Annotated in this window: 19 protein-coding genes; 10 read left to right on the top strand and 9 right to left on the bottom strand. The window is 71.9% G+C overall.

What is annotated here, in order from left to right; translation table 11 throughout:
• The first annotated feature begins 72 nt into the window (after positions 1–72).
• Genes SD460_RS01250 through SD460_RS01235 form a run of 4 tightly spaced genes read left to right on the top strand, consistent with a single transcriptional unit; the run spans position 73 to position 2,801 of the window.
• Positions 73–651, top strand: a complete 579-nt coding sequence (locus SD460_RS01250) for a PH domain-containing protein (RefSeq protein ID WP_290053419.1) — start codon at positions 73–75, stop codon at positions 649–651.
• Entirely contained in the window at positions 651–1,580 is a 930-nt protein-coding gene (locus SD460_RS01245) for a hydroxymethylglutaryl-CoA lyase (protein WP_290053417.1), read from the top strand. Before SD460_RS01250 ends, SD460_RS01245 begins: the two co-directional genes overlap by 1 nt.
• Positions 1,581–1,617: 37 nt before the next feature.
• Positions 1,618–2,541 carry a TNT domain-containing protein gene (locus SD460_RS01240; RefSeq protein WP_290053414.1) on the top strand — a complete coding sequence of 308 codons (924 nt, stop codon included), beginning with the start codon at positions 1,618–1,620 and terminating at the stop codon, positions 2,539–2,541.
• Positions 2,541–2,801, top strand: a complete 261-nt coding sequence (locus tag SD460_RS01235) for a hypothetical protein (protein ID WP_003105220.1) — start codon at positions 2,541–2,543, stop codon at positions 2,799–2,801. The genes SD460_RS01240 and SD460_RS01235 overlap by 1 nt, the downstream gene beginning before the upstream one ends.
• 41 nt (positions 2,802–2,842) lie before the next feature.
• On the opposite strand, the gene hisN is transcribed toward SD460_RS01235, so the two are convergent.
• Positions 2,843–3,628: a histidinol-phosphatase gene (gene hisN, locus SD460_RS01230; RefSeq protein ID WP_290053411.1), complete on the bottom strand. Its 786-nt coding sequence runs from the start codon at positions 3,626–3,628 to the stop codon at positions 2,843–2,845.
• Positions 3,629–3,670: 42 nt separating this feature from the next.
• On the opposite strand from hisN, the gene SD460_RS01225 reads away from it, so the two are divergent.
• Together SD460_RS01225 and SD460_RS01220 are read left to right on the top strand one after the other, a co-directional pair.
• The gene (locus SD460_RS01225) at positions 3,671–4,366 is read left to right on the top strand and encodes a response regulator transcription factor (protein WP_290053539.1); all 696 of its coding nucleotides are present in this window, start codon (positions 3,671–3,673) and stop codon (positions 4,364–4,366) included.
• Positions 4,367–4,369: 3 nt separating this feature from the next.
• Positions 4,370–5,653 (top strand): sensor histidine kinase, encoded by a 1,284-nt coding sequence (locus SD460_RS01220; RefSeq protein ID WP_290053408.1) that lies wholly within the window; start codon positions 4,370–4,372, stop codon positions 5,651–5,653.
• On the opposite strand, the gene SD460_RS01215 is transcribed toward SD460_RS01220, so the two are convergent.
• The 8 genes from SD460_RS01215 to SD460_RS01185 form a co-directional block, all read right to left on the bottom strand.
• The gene (locus SD460_RS01215; protein ID WP_290053537.1) at positions 5,650–6,282 is read right to left on the bottom strand and encodes a response regulator transcription factor; all 633 of its coding nucleotides are present in this window, start codon (positions 6,280–6,282) and stop codon (positions 5,650–5,652) included. The two genes, SD460_RS01220 and SD460_RS01215, sit on opposite strands and share 4 nt — an antisense overlap.
• Before the next feature lie 118 nt (positions 6,283–6,400).
• Entirely contained in the window at positions 6,401–7,045 is a 645-nt protein-coding gene (locus tag SD460_RS01210) for a response regulator (protein ID WP_290053406.1), read from the bottom strand.
• A gap of 18 nt (positions 7,046–7,063) precedes the next feature.
• Positions 7,064–7,918: an NAD(P)H-binding protein gene (locus SD460_RS01205; RefSeq protein ID WP_290053403.1), complete on the bottom strand. Its 855-nt coding sequence runs from the start codon at positions 7,916–7,918 to the stop codon at positions 7,064–7,066.
• Between the two features lie 10 nt (positions 7,919–7,928).
• The gene (locus tag SD460_RS01200) at positions 7,929–9,218 is read right to left on the bottom strand and encodes an MFS transporter (protein ID WP_290053400.1); all 1,290 of its coding nucleotides are present in this window, start codon (positions 9,216–9,218) and stop codon (positions 7,929–7,931) included.
• 86 nt (positions 9,219–9,304) lie between these two features.
• Positions 9,305–9,664 carry a GNAT family N-acetyltransferase gene (locus tag SD460_RS46875; protein ID WP_354670609.1) on the bottom strand — a complete coding sequence of 120 codons (360 nt, stop codon included), beginning with the start codon at positions 9,662–9,664 and terminating at the stop codon, positions 9,305–9,307.
• A 160-nt stretch (positions 9,665–9,824) separates the two neighbouring features.
• Complete coding sequence (locus SD460_RS01195) at positions 9,825–10,349, bottom strand: GtrA family protein (RefSeq protein WP_290053399.1); 525 nt, start codon at positions 10,347–10,349, stop codon at positions 9,825–9,827.
• A gap of 38 nt (positions 10,350–10,387) precedes the next feature.
• Positions 10,388–10,885 carry a GtrA family protein gene (locus tag SD460_RS01190; protein ID WP_290053396.1) on the bottom strand — a complete coding sequence of 166 codons (498 nt, stop codon included), beginning with the start codon at positions 10,883–10,885 and terminating at the stop codon, positions 10,388–10,390.
• 10 nt (positions 10,886–10,895) lie between these two features.
• The gene (locus SD460_RS01185) at positions 10,896–13,121 is read right to left on the bottom strand and encodes a sigma-70 family RNA polymerase sigma factor (protein ID WP_318305837.1); all 2,226 of its coding nucleotides are present in this window, start codon (positions 13,119–13,121) and stop codon (positions 10,896–10,898) included.
• A gap of 254 nt (positions 13,122–13,375) precedes the next feature.
• Here SD460_RS01185 and SD460_RS01180 point away from each other — a divergent pair, with 254 nt between their 5' ends.
• From SD460_RS01180 to SD460_RS01165, 4 genes are all read left to right on the top strand, one after another.
• Positions 13,376–14,224 carry a GGDEF domain-containing protein gene (locus SD460_RS01180; protein WP_290059633.1) on the top strand — a complete coding sequence of 283 codons (849 nt, stop codon included), beginning with the start codon at positions 13,376–13,378 and terminating at the stop codon, positions 14,222–14,224.
• 71 nt (positions 14,225–14,295) lie between these two features.
• A complete protein-coding gene (locus SD460_RS01175; RefSeq protein ID WP_290059631.1) occupies positions 14,296–15,645 on the top strand; it encodes a glycosyltransferase 87 family protein in 1,350 nt (449 codons plus the stop codon).
• The gene (locus SD460_RS01170; protein WP_290059629.1) at positions 15,620–16,828 is read left to right on the top strand and encodes a glycosyltransferase 87 family protein; all 1,209 of its coding nucleotides are present in this window, start codon (positions 15,620–15,622) and stop codon (positions 16,826–16,828) included. Before SD460_RS01175 ends, SD460_RS01170 begins: the two co-directional genes overlap by 26 nt.
• A 13-nt stretch (positions 16,829–16,841) precedes the next feature.
• Positions 16,842–18,026: a 5-(carboxyamino)imidazole ribonucleotide synthase gene (locus SD460_RS01165; protein WP_290059627.1), complete on the top strand. Its 1,185-nt coding sequence runs from the start codon at positions 16,842–16,844 to the stop codon at positions 18,024–18,026.
• The last annotated feature ends 6 nt before the right edge of the window (positions 18,027–18,032 follow it).

Here is an 18,032-nt window from a genome sequence, read left to right as displayed (position 1 = left end):
TGCACGCACCGGCCGAGCGTCTCGCCGGTACGGTGAGACGACACCGCCGCACCGACCTTGGGAGCGTCCGCCGTGGCTTATCCGGACGAATTGCTCAGCGAGCAAGAGCACGTCGTGGTGCACAGTCACCCGCACTTCAAGATGCTGATCTTCCCGACGCTCGCGTTCCTGGTCACCCTGGGCGCCGGCATCTGGCTCGCGATCCTCGCGAAGGACGCCGGGTCGCCGTGGAACACGGTCGGGCTGATCGCCATCGCGGTCGTCGCGCTGGTGCTGATCGTGTGGCTGTTCCTGGCTCCGCTGGTGCGCTGGCGGACCACCCACTTCATCGTGACGACGGACCGCCTCATCGCGCGCGAAGGCGTGCTCAAGCGCACCGGCATCGACATCCCGATGGGCCGCATCAACAGCGTCCAGTTCGAGCACGGCCTGCTGGACCGGGTGTTCGGCTGCGGCACGCTGATCATCGAGTCCGCGTCGGACGAGCCGCTGCGGTTCGAGGACATCCCGCACGTGGAGAAGGTGCACACGGTCATCTACCGCGAGGTCAACGACAACCCGTACGACGACTACCGGCCGGGCGCGCAGCAGACCACGCCGCTGCCGCCACCGGGTGACGGGCACCCGCCCCGCGGCGAGCGACGTCGCTGATGGGCACGCGTGAACTGGGCCTGCCCGAGCGGGTGCCCGCGGCGGGCGAGCTGCCGGAGCGGGTCACGATCTGGGAGGTCGGCCCGCGGGACGGGCTGCAGAACGAAAAGACGATCGTTCCCGTCGAGGTCAAGCTGGAGTTCCTCGACCGGCTCGCCGGTGCCGGGCTGACCACGCTGGAGGCGACCAGCTTCGTGCACCCCAAGTGGGTGCCGCAGCTCGCCGACGCCGAGCAGCTGCTGGCCGGGCTCGACCGCCGCGAAGGCGTCCGGTACCCGGTGCTCGTGCCGAACGAAAAAGGTCTGAACCGGGCGCTCGAAGCCGGTGTCGAGCACATCGCGATCTTCGCCAGCGCGACGGAGACGTTCGCACGCAAGAACCTCAACTCGTCGCTGGACGAGCAGTTCGCGATGTTCGAGCCGGTCGTCACGCGGGCCAGGGAAGCCGGGCTGGACGTGCGCGGGTACCTCTCGATGTGCTTCGGCGACCCGTGGGAGGGCGTCGTGCCGGCGAAGCAGGTCGCCGACGCCGGCCGCCGCCTGCTGGACATGGGGTGCTCGCAGCTGTCGCTGGGCGACACCATCGGCGTCGCGACGGCGGGCCAGGTCGAAAACCTGATCGGGCTGTTCGGCGATGTCGGTACTTTGGCCGTGCACTTCCACGACACCTACGGTCAGGCTCTCGCGAACACGCTGGCGGCGCTCCGATGTGGAGTGTCGACTGTGGACTCTTCGGCGGGCGGGCTGGGCGGCTGCCCGTACGCCGAGTCGGCCACCGGGAACCTGGCGACCGAAGATCTCGTGTGGATGTTGAACGGCCTCGGCGTGGAAACCGGTGTCGACCTCGACGTGCTGGTGGCGGCCAGTTCCTGGATGGCGGGGCAGCTCGGCCGCCCGAGCCCGTCCCGCGTGGTCAACGCGCTCAGCTGACGCGGACCACTGTGCACTACCGAGCCGGAGGATGTGGGTGACGGAGCCTTCCGAGGCGGGCGGGGACGACCTCGACACGGGGCCGGTGCGACTGCCTGGGCTGCCCGAGGACGCCCCGACGCCGCCTTCGGGCAGTCCGGCGGCGTGGCCGCACGCCGTGTCGCCGCTGCTGCCGCCGTTCCCGCTGCCCCCGGCCCCGCCGATGCCCGCGGCCCCGCCGCCCCCGGTCTCGCCGGCGCCGCTCGCTCCCGCGCCGGTTTCGCCGGCGCCGGTGCCGCCGCTGGGTTCGCCGCGCACCGAGCGGGAAAGCGTTGTCGCGTTGTTCCTGGTGCACATGTTCCCGATCGGGCACCTGCCGATCGCCATGGACAAGCCGGCGCGGCAGCTGCCCTTGCCGGACGACGACCCGGAGGGCTTCGGCCCCAACGACCACCCGGACGCCCGGCTGATCTTCGACGACCAGGCGCTCACCAACGTGACCGCGGGCTTCCGCCGGTCGCCGACCGCCCGGTCGCGGCCGGTGCCGCGGCACCTGACCGAGGGCTACGTGCCCTACGCCCACGCGACGCAGGCGGTGTGGATCCGCCGGTTCGTCGTCGGGCACAGCGACCTCGGGCCCGAATACGCGTGGCCGCCGGGCGACCACTACCCGGAGGGCAGTGTCGACCACGGCGAGCCGGTGATGGTCCCGATGAACACCGTGCTCGACCGCTTCGGCCCGGCGTACGGGCGCGTGTTCTTCGCCGACGGCACGCCGTTCGCGGAACGCTCGCTGCCGCCCGGGATGCTGGACGCCGAGTACCGCCGGTACGTCGTGGTGCGCGCGGTGCCGATGTGGCGCTCGGAAACGGCGAACTGGTTCGGGCAGGTCGGCGGGGGTACCCGGTACCGTGCCCTGCTGGCCGCGGACGAACTCGTGACCCTCGGCTACCTCGCCGAGGCCAAGGGGGAAGAGGATTGATGAACACCCAGTCGATCCAGCGCTGGCTCGGCGTGCTGGGCGTGCCGCCGGAGGTCGTTTCGCTCGGCGCCGAAGTCGACAACGCGTGGTGCCTGATGCAGGGCGAGGACGAGGCGTGGGAGGTGTTCTGGCGGGAGCAGGGCAACCGCTACGACTGGGCGCGGTTCACCAGCGAACAGGTCGCGTGCCACTACCTCTTCGGCAGGCTGGCCTGGGCCCAGGTGGCCCGCGGCGCGGTCGGCCTGCTCCCCGGCTCGTGAGTGTTCAGTCGGGTTAGAACCCGACTGAACACTCACGAGCGTCAGCGCTTGAGGGTCGCCAGTGCCTCGTCGTGCAGGAGGCCGTTGGTCGACAGGGCGCTCCCGTTGTCGTAGCGCCCGACGCCGTCGAGGTCGCTGAAGCGGCCGCCCGCCTCGGTGACGATCACCTGCGCCGCGGCGACGTCCCACGGGTTCACGATGCACTCCGCCGCGACGTCCAGCGCGCCCTCGGCGACTAGGACGTGCGACCAGAAGTCGCCGAACGCGCGGGACTCCCAGCACGCGTTCACCAGGTCCAGGTACTTCTCGCGGGAGTGGTACTCGACCCACGAGTTCAAGTCCGTAGTGGACAGATAAGCGTCCGAAAGGGACGAAACCCGGGAAACCGACAGCCGGCGGGTGCCCGCGGTGTCCGACGAGAACGCGCCGGACCCCGTGGCCGCCCACCAGCGGCGGCCGAGCAGGGGCGCGCTGATCATGCCGACCACCGGGTCGCCGTCTTCGACGAGCGCGATCAGCGTCGCCCAGACGGGTACTCCGCGGAGGAAGTTCTTGGTGCCGTCGATCGGGTCGAGCACCCACGCGCGGCCGGTCGCCGCGGAGCCGCCGCGCTCCTCGCCGAGCACCGCGTCGGCCGGGCGTTCCGCCGCCAGCAGGTCGCGGATCGCGTCCTCGACCGCGGTGTCCGCGTCGGTCACCGGGGTGCGGTCGGGTTTGCGCGACACCGCGAGGTCCAGGGCGCGGAACCGCGCCGTCGTGATCGCGTCGGCGGCGTCAGCCAGCCGGGTGGCGAGGGCCAGATCATCTCCGTAGCCAGGCACGGTCACGATGGTTTCACGCCCCCGCGCCGTAGAGTTGACCAGGTGAGCATGGTCCTACTTGCCGAAGACGATCCGGCCATCGCCGAACCGCTCTCCCGCGCCCTCGAACGCGAGGGATACGAGATCCACGTCGTCACCGACGGCCCTTCGGTCCTCGACGCCACCGCCGCCCAGCGCGTCGACCTGCTCGTGCTGGACCTCGGCCTGCCCGGGATGGACGGCTTGGAGGTGTGCCGCCGGCTGCGCGCCAACGGCACCGAGCTGCCCGTCCTGATGCTCACCGCCCGCACCGACGAGGTCGACTTCGTCGTCGGCCTGGACGCGGGGGCCGACGACTACGTCGCGAAACCGTTCCGGCTCGCCGAGCTGCTGGCCCGGATCCGCGCGCTGCTGCGCCGCCGGGTGCCCGAGGTGCTCGAGGCGGGCGGGGTGCGGATGGACGTCGGCGCCCGGCTGGTCACCGTCGACCTGCACGAGGTGCAGCTGGCGAACAAGGAGTTCGAGCTGCTGCGCGTGCTCATGAGCCGTGCCGGGCAGGTCGTCAGCCGCGACGAGATTCTCGCCGAGGTCTGGAACGACCTCGAGTCGAAGACGTCCAAGACCCTCGACATGCACATGTCGTGGCTGCGGCGGAAGCTCGCCATCGCCGCCGACGACGCCGCGGGCCGCACCAGCAAGGCCCACGACGGCGAACGGCGGATCGCGACCGTCCGCGGCGTCGGCTTCCGGTTCAACGCCGAATAAGCCGTGCGCCGCCGCATCCTCCTGGCCATCCTGCTCGCGGTCGCCGTCACCGCGGCGGTCCTCGGCATCCCCCTGGGCATCGTGGCGAGCTGGCAGATCGAGTCGAGCTACCGCGAGACGCTGGCCGAGAACGCCCGCGCGGCGGCGGCGATCCTCGACACCGAGATCGCCAACGGCCAGGAGATCGACCTCGACCAGGTGCGGGCGGCGGTCCCGGCGAACGGGCTGCTCACCGTCCGCGCGAGCGGCCAGATCGAGAAGCGCTACGGCAGCGACCCGGGCAGCGACACCGTCACCGAGACGGCCGACCTCGCCCGCGACGGCAAGGTGGAGATCGCCGTCCCCGCCGGGCCGATGCACGAACGGCAGACGACGGTCACGCTCGTCGTCGTCCTGCTGGTGCTGCTGTCGATCGGGACCGGCGCGGTGGTGGCGCTGGTGACGGCCCGGCGGCTCGCGAAGCCGTTGCGGCACGTCGCCGAACGCGCGGCCCGCCTCGGCGGCGGCGACTTCCGGCCCGACCCGAGCCGCTACGGCGTCGGCGAGCTCGACATGGTCGCCGAAGCGCTGGACGCGTCCGGGACCGCGCTCGCCCAGCTCGTGCAGCGGGAACGCCAGCTCGTCGGCGACGTCTCGCACCAGCTGCGCAGCCGCCTGACGGCGTTGCAGCTGCGGCTGGAACCGCTCACCGTGCACCCGGACGACGAGGTGGCCGACGAGTCGAAAGCCGCCCAGGAACAGGCCGACCGGCTCGCGGAGGCGCTGGACGAGCTGCTGGCGGCGGCGCGCGCGGCCCGCGAGGTCGGCGCGGAACCGGTGGACCTGCCCACGCAACTGCCCGAGATGGCCCAGGAGTGGCGCGAGCTGCTTCGCGCGGAAGGCCGCAACCTCCGGACGCGCGTGGCCGACGGGCTGATGGCGCGGGCCACGCCCGGCCGGCTGCGCGAAGTCATCGGGGTCCTGCTCGACAACGCGCTGCGCCACGGCTCGGGCACGGTCACGCTGGTCGCCCGCCGCGGCGACGCCGAGGGCACGGTGGTGATCGAGGTGAGCGACACCGGCTCCGGCGTGCCCGACGAGCTCGCCCCGCACATCTTCGAACGCGGCTTCTCCGGCGGCGGCTCCACCGGCGTCGGCCTGGCACTGGCCCGCGCGCTGATCGAGGCCGACGGCGGGCGGCTGGAGCTGTCCAACCGCCGCCCGGCCGTCTTCAGCCTCTTCCTCAAGGTGCCGCGGCCCAGCGACGTCCCGGAAGTCCGCTGGCCCGCCGAACGCGTCCCGCGCTAGATCAGTCCTTCACGCAACGCGTACGCCACCGCGTGCGAGCGGTTGCGCAGCTGGAACCGGTTGGTCACGTCGTGCAGGATGCTCTTCACCGTGCGCTGCGAGTAGCACAGCTGGTCGGCGATCTCCTGCGTCGAATACCCCGCCGCGACGAGCCGGAGCACCTCCGTCTCCCGGTTGCTCATCCCGCCCATGTGCAGGCCTCGCGGCTGCAGCACCTGGCGCTGCAGGCGGGAAACCCGGTTGAGCAGCCGGCCGAGCAGGTCGGGCGGCAGCGCGCCCTCGCCCGCCGCGGCCGCCTTGATCAGCCGCACGAGCACCTCCGGCCCGGCGTCGGCGCGGCGGGCGACCGCGCAGACGCCGTGCTCGACGGCGTTGAGGACCTCGTTGTCGTCGACTTCGCCCGCGATCAGCACGATGCGGGTGAAGCCCTGGTGGTGCAACGCGGACAGCAGTTGCGTCATCGTCTCGTCGAGCCGGTCGGCGACCAGCAGCGCGACCACGGCGGGGCCGGCCGAGTCCCCGTCGACCACCCGGACTTCGTCACGCGAACGCAGCGCCACGCAGACGCCGTTGTGCAGGATCGGATCGGTGGCGCGGACCACCACCGGAGTCCTGTCGGATTCGAACATCGTCACCCATTCCCCTCGAACGGTGCGAGGGGGTCCACCCCCCACGTCACCACAGTGCCCGTAGAGGTGTCCCGGGCGCATGGGACCGGCGTCCCGATGTTGCCCGGGAGGCTGCCCGTCAGGACCGGCCGAGGCCCGCGTCCCTGGCCCGGACGATCGCCTCGGCGCGGTCGGTGACGTGCAGCTTGGCGAAGACGTTCGAGATGTGGTTGCGGACCGTCTTGGGGCTCAGGCACAGCGTGTTCGCGATGACGCCGTTGCTGTGGCCGGCCGCGATCAGCTCCAGCACCTCGCGCTCGCGCGCAGTCAGTTCGGGGAACACCGGCTCGCTGGCCGGCGCGGGCTGGTTGAAGAAGCCGAGCACGCGGTTGGCGATGTCGGGCCCGAAGATGGCTTCGCGCCGGGCGACCGCCTGCACCGCGCGGATGATCTCGTCCGGCTCGGCGTCCTTGAGCAGGTAGCCGCGGGCACCGGCGCGCATCGCCGCGAAGACCGACTCGCTTTCGTCGGCCATCGTCAGCATCAGCACGCCGGTGTCCGGGTTGGCCGTCACGATGTGCCGGGCCGCCTGGATCCCGGAGAGGTCGGGCAGGTGCAGGTCCATGACGACGACGTCCGGGCGCAGCGCGGCGGCGGCGTCGACCGCGTTCGCGCCGCTGGCGGCCTCGCCGACGACCTCGATGCCCGGTTCGTTCCCCAGCAGCGTCGCCACGCCGAACCGGAACAGGGGATGATCGTCCACGACCAGGACGCGCAGACCCATCCCGTCACCTCCCCGCCGTCACCCCCCGTAATGGTATGCGAATGCGGCCGCGTTCTCACGTGCCCATTTCGCGAAGTTCAGCGGCGGCCTGCCGAGCACGCGTTCCACGGTGTCGAAAACGACGTGTTCGTGCTCGGCGGACTCCCGCTTGAGCGCGAAGAAACCGTCGACGGCTTCGGCGGGCCAGCCGAACTGGCGCCGCATCCGCTCGCGGGCCGCGGCGTGCGGTTCTTCGACGTATTCGATCGGGCGACCGAAAGCGTCGGAAAGGACCGCGACCTGTTCCCGGGTGGTGAGGGCTTCGCCGCCGGTGAGTTCGTACGTCGCGCCTTCGTGGCCCGGCGTCGTGAGGGCGAGCGCCGCGACCGCGGCGATGTCCCGGACGTGGACCAGCGCGGACGCCGGGTCGCCTTCGGGGACGTACACGGCGTTCTCGTCGCGGATCGAGCCGAGCCAGGCGAACCGGTTGTCCATGAAGGCGCCGGGCCGCAGGATCGTCCAGGACGGCCCGGCTTCGCGGATCGCCTGCTCGGCTTCGGCGTGGGCGCGCGTGATCGGATCCGTCTGTCCGAAGTGGACACCGGTGGTGGACAGCTTGACCAGGTGGGTGGCGCCAGCCTGGGCGGCGGCCCGCGCGACCGCCGCTTCCCGGTCGGCGCTGTGTCCCTGCGTCAGCACGAACACGCGGTCCGAGCCGTCGAGCAGCGCGGGCAGGTCCGCGGTGTCCAGGTCGCCCTGGACGGCTTCGGCGCGCGGGTCGATCCGGGCTTTCGCCGGGTCGCGGGTCAGGGCGCGGACGGCGGCGCCGGCGTCGAGGAGGGCGGGGACGAGGGCGCGGCCGACCTTGCCGGTGGCGCCGATGACGAAGATCATCTTGGTTCTCCTAGCGGTGGAGCGGGACGTGGGGGAGTGCGAACGCCGTGACGAGGGCGAGCGCGAGAACGGGCAGCAGAGCGAGGAAAACGCCGTGGGCACCCGCGTGGTACGCGAAGCCGAGCGCGACCGGCCCGAGGGCCGAGCCGAGCGCGCGGGCGAGGTTGATCGCGGCGGCGACCGCGCCGCGATCCCCGGGCGGCGCGGTGTTCTGCGTGGCCAGGGCGAGCACCTGGAGGTTGAGGCCCGCGGCGAGGCCGAAGACCACCAGGCAGGCCAGGACTTCCGGAAGCCCGCGCAGCGTCGTCAAGCCGAGCACCGCGAGCAGGCCGAGCGCCATGCTGAGCCGAGGTGCCCACCGGTAGGCTCCGGTGCGGGCGATGATCTTGCTCGCGACGACGGAGGAAAGCGCGACGGCGAGCGTCATCGGGACGAGCAAGAGTCCGCCCTCCGCCGGACCGGCGTCGGCCTGCAGGTAGCCGGCGATGTAGTTGACCGAGCCGAGGAACGAGAACCCGGCGAGCACGCTGAGCAGCACGGACACGGTGAAGGTCCGGTCGGTGAAGAGCCGGAGCGGGAGCACGGGCGCTTCGGCCCGGCGTTCGACCAGCACGAACGCGACGGCCGCGGCTGCCCCCGCCGCGACCGACCACGGCGTCAGCAGGGTGAATCCGGTGATCGCGACGCCGAGGAGGACGACGCCGGCGAAGTCGAACGGCGCGTCTCTCCGCCGTCGCGGCAGTTCGAGGGCGTTGAGGCAGGCCGCGGCGGCCAGCCCGAGCGGCAGGTTGACGAGGAAGATCCACCGCCACCCGGCGAGCCCGGTCAGGAAGCCGCCGGCGACCGGCCCGGCGAGGGAGGCGACGGCGAAGCAGATCGAGAACCACCCGAAGTACTTCGCGCCTTCGCGCGGGGTGAACAGTTCGCCGAGCGCGGCGCCGACGGACACGAACAGGCCCCCGGAGCCTGCCCCCTGCACGACCCGCCCGGCAACGAGCACCGCGGCCGACGGCGCCAGTGCGCAGGCGAGCGAACCGAGCAGGAAGAGGGCGAGCGCGCCCAGGAGCACACGTTTGCGCCCGTGGACGTCACCGAGCTTCCCGTAGAGGGGAGCGGTGACGCTGCCGGCGAGCAGGTAGGCGGTGGTGACCCAGGCGTAGGCGCCGGTTCCGCCGAATTCGGCGGAAATCCGGGGCAGCGCGGTGGCGACGGCCTGTGCGTCGAGCATCGCGAGGAAAACGGGCAGGAACAGACCGGCGAGAGCCGTTTTTCGGACGCGCTGAGGCGCGATGGTGTGCAAGAGGATGTCCTTGTTTCGTCAGAAGGGACGAGAGGTGCGGACGCGCGGGAAAACGCGCCCCGTCGAGTCGGGAAAAGGCTCCATCGTCACCCGCTGGGCGGGTGCGACCTCTTCGCGCTCGGAAACCACCTCGAATCGTCCCGCTCGCCCGGCCGAACCCGGACGGCGTCCTCACGAAGGAACACTGATGAAGATGACTGTAGACAACTACATGTCAGAAGACAAGGAGTTTTCGATCCAGTACCGGCGGACCTGGCGACGTTGTCCGCCGCGCAGACCAGCAGGACGCGGGACATGCCCAGGGCGCGCGCTTCGTCCAGGATCCGGCCCAGCGCCCAGCTCGCCACCCCGCCTCCGCGCGCGGACGGCCGGATGCCGTAGCCGATGTGGCCGTACCGCCGGATGAAGTCGTCGAAGCCGTGCCGCAGCGCGATCCCGCCGAGCACCTCGCTCGCCTTCGATGATCCAGCGGTAGGTGCAGGCCTCGACGTTCAGCCTGGCCAGCCAGGCCGCGAAGCCGGCGGCGGTGCCGACTTCATCCGGTGCCTGGAGGTCGAAGCCGTCCTCGTGCGCACCCGTGCGACCAGCTCGCGCAAGCGCTCGGCGCTAGCGGATCCGCGTGACGTCGCTGTCCCGCCGCCGCTCGCCGAGCTCGTCCGGGAACACCCACTTCTTGAAGCCCCAGAACCGGAAGAACATCGCGAGCAGCATGCCGATGATCGAGCCGCTCGCGAAGTCCGCGACCTCCTGCACCAGCCGCGTCACGTGGGGCATCTCCAGGTGGAGCACGTACCTCGACACGTACAGCGGGATCAGGTTCACCACGACCGCGATCCCGCTGATCACGAAGAACAGCGCCGCTTCGTGGTGGCGTTCGCGGCCGCCGCGGGTGCGGAAGGACCACTCGCGGTTGAGGATGTACGACACGATCGTCGCGACGATGATCGCGATCGCCTTCGCGGTGGTCGGTTTCGGCTCCAGCACCGTCAGCTTGAGCAGGTACCAGACCCCGTTGTCGACCAGGAACGTCGTGCCGCCCACGATCGCGAACTTCAGCAGCTCCCGGTGCTTGATCAGCACCGAACGCAGTGGTTCCGGCGTGCGCTTGAGCACGGTTTCCACAACGGTCACACCACGCAGTCTAGGAGCACACCGCGATGACCTGTGGCTCAGGCGGCTTTCCGGTCCTGAATGTCCGGATCCTCCGTGACCTCGGCGAACCGCGCGTCCTCGGCCGGGAACACCCACTTCTTGAACGCCCACCAGCGGAACACCGTCCCCAGGAGCGTCCCGATGACGATTCCGCTGACGAAGTCGGCCACCTCTACGCCGAACGGAGACAGCCGCGGCGCCTGCAGGTCCAGTACGTACCGCGAGAACCACTGCGGCAGCGCGTTCAGGCCCAGCGCGATGCCGCTGAACAGGAAGAACAACGCCGCTTCGTGCGCCCGCTCGCGGCCGCCGCGGGTGCGGAAGGACCACTCGCGGTTGGCGACGTAGGAAAAGATCGTCGCGACCAGGACGCCGAGGATCAGCGCCGTCACCGGGTGGGTCCGCAGCACGGTGAACTTCAAGCCGTAGTTGACGGACATCGTGATCACGAAGCTGATCCCGCCGACGACGGCGAAGCGGAGGAGCTCGCGATGCTTCTTCAGCAGCTCGCGCACCGCGCGGACGCTACCCCGTCAGCCAGCCGAAACCCTTCTCGGGGGTGACGGTCGGCTGCTTCGGGCCCGGGTTCGTGCCCGGCCGCGGCGGCGCGCTGGTCGTGGTCGTCGACGCTGGGGGCTCGGTCGTCGGCTCGGTCTCGGTCGTCGTCGGCGGGGTCGACGACGGCTTGGACGGAGTCGGCTTCGACGGCTTCGTCGGGGTCGTCGACGAGGGCGGTGCCGTGGTAGTGGTCGGCAGCGGGTCCTTGCCGCACCAGTGGTGCCAGCAGCCGAAGTCGACGGTCACCGGCTGCGCGGACGCCTTGCCGAGCTTCGCGGTGATCGTCACGCGCCCGTCGTCGGGACGGCCCTTCAGCCGCACCCACAGGTTGACGTGCTGGCCGGGGGCCACCGCGCTGTTCGTCGTGCAGGTCGCGCCTTCGCCGGACGGCGTGCACGGGAAGCCGCGCAGGCTCCACCACTGCCAGAGCGGGTGGTCGAAGGTGACCGTGACCGGCTTGGTCGTCTCGCCGGTGTTGCGGACCCGCACGTAGACCAGCGGGTTGCGGGTCCACGGGAACGCCGAAAGCCCGTCGCCCTGCGCTTCCAGGACCACGCCGTCCGGCGGCTGCTTCACGGTGACCTTGACGCTCACCTGGACGTTGACCTGCACGCCCGCGGTGACGGACCCGGTGACCGTGCCGCCCACGGCGTCCTCGTCGGCCTTGAGCCGGAAGTTCAGCGTGGCGCTCTGGCCGGGCTGGAGGCCGCTGCCGGTCTTGCAGACGATCGTGCCGTCGCCGCCCGGGCAGTTGACCGAGATCGGGGCGCCGCCCTGCGCGAACGCCATCGGCGCGCCGCCGCCCGCGGCGTCGACCGCGTGCACGCCCGGCGGGAGGTTCAGCGCGACGGCCACCGGGTCGGACACGCTGCCGCCGTCGTTGCGCACGGTGATCGGCAGGTTCGTCGCGGAGCCGGGGCTCAGCTCGAGACCGTCCGGCGGGGTCGTCGCCGACATCGACGGCGGGGCCGGCGCGGGGGGCGCCGGGGGCGGCGGCGCGGGTGCGGGCGGCTCGACGGGCGCCGGCGCGGGCTCGACCGGGGGCGCCTCGGGCGGGGCCGGCGGGGCCGGTGGGGCCGGCGGCTGCGGCGGCTGCGGCGGCGCGGGGGGAGCCGGCGGCTGGGGCTTCGGCGCGGGCGGCTGGACGGGCTGGACGGCCGGCGGCGGCACCTGCGCCGCGACCGGGACGTCCTGGGTCCCGCCGCCGGCGGCGAGCGCGATGACGACGGCCGCGACGACCGCCGCGCCCGAGGCGGCCACCCCGGCGAACTGGCGGGGTCCGGCCGCGGCGGCTCCCGCGGCCGCACCGGTCTTGCCCCCGGCGGCCGCACCCGCGGCGGCGGCCGCACCGGCGGTCGCCGCCGTGGCCGCGCTCGCTTTCGCGGCGCCGATGGTGGCGAGGTAGCCGAGGGCCGCGCCGCCCAGGACGATCGGGGCGATGATCGCGCGCAACCCGCCGTTGACGTCGGCGAGTTCGGCGGCCAGCGCCCGGCAGTTCTCGCACTCGTCGAGGTGGTTCTCGACCTGGGACCGTTCGCGCTTGGACAGCCCGTCGCGGGTCCAGGCACCCAGCCGGTCGGCGCAGGCGCGGCAGCGGTCCTCGGCGTTCTCCTGCAGGTGGACCTGCAGGTAGGCCTGCCGGAGGCCTTCACGGGCGCGGTAGGCGAGCGCGGAGACGCCGTTCGCGGTGAGCCCGAGCAGGGGCGCGACCTCGGCGGGGCTCTGCTGCTCGATCTCGGTGTGCCAGAGCACCGCCTGCCAGCGTTCGGGCAGCCGGGCGAACGCCTTCGCGGCCATCGTCCGCTCGAGCCCGGCGACGGCGGTGTCGGAGAACGGCACGGTCAGCGCCTCGGCCGCGGCGCCGCCGACGTCGCTCATGTCCTCGTTGAGGTCGACCCGGCGTTCCTTGCGCGTGCGGTCGTACGCCGTGTGACGAAGTGCGGTCAGCAGGTACGCCCGGAAGGCGGTGTCCGGGCCCTTGCCGCCACGCAGCGTGTCCAGCACCTTGGCGAACGCCTCGGACACGAGGTCGTCCGCCTCGGAGCTCGAGCGGGCCAGCTGGCGGGCCAGGTTGTGGGCCGCGCCGGTGTGCCGTTCGTAGAGTGCCCCGTACGACGCGATCTTCCCCGAGCGGACTTCCGCGATCAGCTCGGCGTCACTCTTTCCGCTGAGATCGGCGGGAACGGTGGACACGGCACTCCTCGGTCGGCTAGGGCCAGGACCTGCCATTACAGGCCGATCCGGGACGCGACACAAGTGTGACTGACCTGCCCCGGGCCGTCACGCGGTGGTCGGGGTGTTGACTCCGACGGCGGAGCAAAATCACCCGCTCCCGGGTCACGCCGTGGAAAAGCTTCTTAACAAAACTCGCGAGTACGCGTCACGGCGCCCGGTGGGGCACGTCCTCACCGTGACGCACCGACCAAGATCAAAGGGATGGGGGGCCAGTGGACGTTCCGGCAACGCGCTCCGGCCCCGGTGACGTCCCGCCCAAGGCGCAGGCCGAACGCGATCGGTCCCTGCGCGCGTTGCGTGCCCGCTGGCGCACGGCCAGCCTGGCCGCGGGCTGGCGGTTCCCCAGCGACTGGGCCCTGCCCGAGGTCGACGCCGTCTGCGCGGCCGTGATGGCCAAGGGCCGGGTCGAAGCCGCCGAAACCGCGCTGGCCGGGCTGGCCAGGGCGCGGGCGGCGGCCGGCGCGGGGCTCGCGGAAACCCTGACCGACCTCGCCGCGCTGCACGCCGTTCTCGACCACGGCGGCGACGGCTTCGTCTCGCCCGACGTCGACGCCACCCCGGCGCGGCTGCTCCGGACCACCGCGCTGGCCTGGGCCGACGTCGCCACCGACCAGCTCGTGCACACCGAGGTCACCGACCCGCTGACCGGCCTGCCCTCGGCCGCGTACCTGCGCACGCGGCTCTACGAGGTCTACCGGGCGGCCGCCGCGCGCGAGCGGCCCGCCGCCGAGGAGCACGTGCTCCTGGTCGTTTCGCTCGACCTCAGCGCCGTCGCCGGGTTCCCGCGGCTGACCGGGATGATCCTGGTCGCGGACGCGCTGCGGGCGGTGTTCGACACCGGGCAGAGCGTCGCTTCGCTCGGGCCGTCCGTCGTCGCCGCGCTGGTCCCGAAGGACGAGCGGGTCGGTTCGCACGGGGTCGCGCTGCGGCGGGCGCTGAACGAGCGGCTGTCGGTGGACGCGCAGCTGGCGGAGGCGGGTCAGCCCCGGGTGTCCGCGGTGCGGCTGCCCGCCACCCACGAGCTCGCGTGCGACCTGCTGGCCCAGCTCGCGCGAGCGTAGAACGCCCGAAAAGTCCGCTTCCGCCCGGACCTCGCTGACCTGGACCGGGCCGGTCATGATTTCCTGATGAGGTGACCAGGACCGTACCCTCCGACGTCGACGGCGAAGTCGTGGCCAGATCCCAGCACCGGCTGGCCCTGCGGAAGTCCCTCGCCCGCCTGTCCGTCCGCCCGCGGTCGATCCTGATCCTGGCCGTGATCCCGCTGGTCGCGATCGGGTACGGCATCTACGGCTGGCAGCACGACTGGGTGCTCGGCGTGGACAGCGCGGTCTACCGGGCGGGCGCGCTGACCCTGCTGCACGGCGACTCCCTCTACGACGCGAACACGCTGCCGAACGAACCGTGGTGGGCGCTGCTGCCGTTCACCTACCCGCCGACGGCGGCGCTGATCTTCGTCCCGCTCGCGGCCTTCCCGACGCAGATTTCGTGGGGCCTGATCACCGCTGTCTCGCTGGCGGCGATGGCGCTGTCGATCCGGATCGCGATCGGCGCCCTGCCCCGCCCGGCCTCCGACGGGCCGCGCTGGTGGGCCTCGCCCGCCCGCTCGACCATCGTGTTCTTCCTGGTCTTCCTCGGCCTCGAGCCGGTGTGGCGGACGATCTTCCTCGGCCAGATCAACCTGATCCTGATGGCCATGATCCTGCTCGACATGCTGGTCATCGGCGCCCGCGGCAGCCGCTGGGGCGGCGTGCTGGTCGGGATCGCGGCGGCGATCAAGCTCACGCCGCTGGTCTTCCTCGGGCACCTGTTCGTCACCGGGCGGCGGATGGACGCGATCCGCGGGTTCGCGACGTTCGTGCTGCTCCAGGGCTTGATGTTCCTGATCAACGCGCACGACGCGGCCAAGTACTGGACCGTCACGCTGCCGGACACCGGCCGGATCGGGCCGGTGCACTGGGCGGGCAACCAGTCGCTGAACGCGCTGATGAACCGGGCCACCGACCTCGCGCCGTGGGCGTCGAAGGCGGCGATGGGCATCGGCGCCCTGCTCGCCATCCCGGCGCTGTGGCTGCTCATGCGGTTCCACCGCAAGGGGCAAGCGCTTGCGGCGCTGCTCGTCACGGCGTTCTGGACGCTGCTGATCTCGCCGATTTCGTGGACCCACCACTGGGTGTGGGTCATCCCGCTGATCGTGCTGCTGGTCTCGCGGCTGCCGAAGACCACCCCGAAGACGGCGTGGAAGCGCTGGGTCGGGACGTTCCTCGCGGCGTTCGTGTTCCTCAGCTGCGTGCTGCTGATCCTGCCGAACGGCCGCAACGTCGAACTGCACTGGACGGTCTGGCAGAACATCCTGGGGGACGCCTACATCCTGATGCCGGTGGTGCTCGCCGTGGCGCTCGTCCTGCGCTGGGGCCTGCAGCGGCGGGCGCGCAAGAAGGTCGTCGCGGACGAGCATGTCGACGTCGCGTCCGGCGTCTGAGGCCCGCACCGGCCGGGTGCTCGCGGGGGTCCTCGCGCTCCTGGTGCTGGCTCTGGGCGTGGTCGTCTGGCTGGCCGGGTGGCACCTGGGCGCGGACAGCGCCGTCTACCGCGCCGGGGCTCTGACGCTGCTGCACGGCGATCCGCTGTACACGCGGGACGTGCTGACCGCGCTGCCCGACTGGGTGCGGCTGCCGTTCACCTACACCCCGGCCGCCGCGCCGCTGTTCCTGCCGCTCGCGCTCGTGCCATCGGGCCTCGTGTGGGGCGTGATCGCGTTTTTGTCGGTGGTCGGTCTTATGGTCGTCGTCACGGTGGTTTCGTCGTCGCCGGGGGGCCCGTCGCTTCTGGGAAGAAGCCGGTGGGCGCTGCCGGCGGGAACGGCCATCGCGCTGGCGCTGGAACCGGTGTGGAAGACGCTGTTCCTGGGCCAGATCAACTTGATACTGATGGCGTTCGTGGTGCTCGACGTCCTGGTGCTGTCGGCGCGCGGGTCGCGCTGGGCGGGCGTGCTGATCGGCGTGGCGGCGGCGATCAAGCTGACCCCGCTGATCTTCGTGCCGCACCTGTTCTTCACGGGCCGGTGGAAGGACGGGCTGCGGGCCCTGGGCACGTTCGTGGCGCTCGAAGCGGTGATGTTCGCGGTCATCCCGGTGGACGCGGCGCGGTTCTGGCGGGATTCGGCGACCGACCCGAGCCGGGTCGGGTCGGTGCACTGGATCTTCAACCAGTCGCTCAACGGGCTGGTCAACCGGGCCACGCACCTCTCGTCCTGGTCGCTGGCGGTGGCGGTCGGCGTGGCGGCGGTGCTGGCCGTGCCCGCGGTGTGGCTGGTCGTGCGGCTGCACCGGCGCGGGGAAGACGCGGCCGCGTTGCTCGTGACGGCGTTCTACGGGCTGCTGCTCTCTCCCGTGTCGTGGTCGCACCACTGGGTCTGGTGCGTGCCCTTGCTCACGCTCCTCGTGGTGAAGGCCCGCTGGTGGGCCGCGGCGGCGGTTGCGCTGCTCTTCGCCTCGCAGATCGTGATGCTGGTGCCCAACGGCGGCGACCAGGAGTTCGGCTGGGGCCTGGGCTGGTCGGTCCTCGGCAACGTCTACGTGCTCGCGGCGGCGGCCGGGATCCTCGGCCTCGCGGCGCGTGAGCTACGCCTGGTCCGGCGGTCGACCCGCCTCGTGACCGTTTAGGCTGATCGGCGCTATGGACAAACACACCGGTCTGCCCGTCGTGGGCATGGTGGGCGGCGGCCAGTTGGCCCGGATGACCCACCAGGCGGCGATTTCCCTCGGTCAGTCCCTGCGCGTGCTCGCGGCGGGGGAGAACGAAGCCGCGGGGCTCGTCGCGGGCGACGTCACCCTCGGGCACCACACGGACCTCGACGCGCTGCGGAAGTTCGCGGCCTCGGTCGACGTGCTCACCTTCGACCACGAGCACGTGCCGGGCGAGCACCTGCTGACGCTGGCGATGGAGGGCTTCGTCATCCGGCCGGCGCCGTCGGCGCTGGGCTTCGCGCAGAACAAGCTGGTGATGCGCGAGATGATGGCGGGCCTCGGCGTGCCGGGCCCGGCCTTCGCCGAAGTGTCCACTGTGGACGACGTGGTGAAGTTCGGCGGCGAGCACGGCTGGCCGGTGGTGCTCAAGGCGTCGACCGGTGGGTACGACGGCCGCGGCGTCTGGATGCTGGACACCGCGCGGCACGCCCGCGAGACCGTGCCGGAGCTGCTCGAAGCGGGCACGGCGCTGCTGGTCGAGGAGAAGGTGGCGATGCGGCGGGAGCTGGCCGCGCTCGTCGCCCGTTCGCCCTTCGGCCAGGGCGCGGCGTACCCGGTGGTCGAGACGGTCCAGCAGGGCGGCATCAACACCGAGGTGCTCGCTCCCGCGCCCGGGCTGTCCGACTCGCGGGTGCACGAGGCGCAGGACCTGGCGCTGCGGGTGGCGTCCACGCTGGACGTCACCGGCCTGCTGGCGGTGGAGCTGTTCGAGACGGACACCGGCCTGCTGGTGAACGAGCTGGCGATGCGGCCGCACAACTCCGGCCACTGGACCATGGACGGCTCGCGCACGTCCCAGTTCGAGCAGCACCTGCGCGCGGTCCTCGACTACCCGCTGGGCCGCACGGACCTGGTCGCGCCGGCGTGCGTGATGGCGAACGTGCTGGGTGCGCCGGAGCTGCCCGAAATGGGCCCGGACGAGCGGCTGCACCACCTGTTCGCGCGGTACCCGGAGGTCCGCGTGCACCTGTACGGCAAGCAGGAGCGCCCGGGGCGCAAGCTCGGCCACGTCAACTTCACCGGCGAGCGCATGGAGGACCTGCGCAACCGCGCGCTGCTGTCGGCGCACTGGCTGTCCCACGCCGTCTGGCTCGACGGCTACGAAATCCACTAGGAGATC

It is taken from the genome of Amycolatopsis solani, assembly GCF_033441515.1.
Lineage (GTDB): Bacteria > Actinomycetota > Actinomycetes > Mycobacteriales > Pseudonocardiaceae > Amycolatopsis > Amycolatopsis solani.
This window is presented reverse-complemented; position numbering and strand designations above follow the sequence as displayed.